The 324-nt window shown below is 75.3% G+C and carries 1 pseudogene; it reads right to left on the bottom strand.

The features are described 5' to 3' along the window. Positions 1–303: pseudogene (locus R5H29_RS01530) on the bottom strand (hypothetical protein); the annotation flags it as partial. Positions 304–324 lie beyond the last annotated feature (21 nt).

Raw genomic sequence — 324 nt, 5'->3', positions numbered from 1 at the left:
GGAGGTGGCGACGATGATCGCGTCCACCTCGGCGGGCGGCAGGCCGGCCATAGCGCAGGCCGCTTCCGCCGCGCGCGCGCCCATGAAGACCGCGGTCTCGTCCGGTGCGGCGATGTAGCGCTGCCGGATGCCCGTGCGCTCGCGGATCCATTCGTCCGACGTGTCCACGCGGGTCGCCAGCGCGTCGTTGCTCACCGCCTCGCGCGGCAGGTAGCTGCCGACACCGGTCAGCCGCGCGCGCACGCCGGCGCGGTCGGCCGGCGCGGCATAGGCGACGGAACCGGGGACGAAATCGTGCGGCATCAGCCCGCCGCCGCGGCAAGC

This window comes from Stenotrophomonas sp. A3_2, assembly GCF_036624925.1.
GTDB classification, from domain to species: Bacteria; Pseudomonadota; Gammaproteobacteria; order Xanthomonadales; family Xanthomonadaceae; genus Stenotrophomonas; species Stenotrophomonas hibiscicola.
This window is presented reverse-complemented; position numbering and strand designations above follow the sequence as displayed.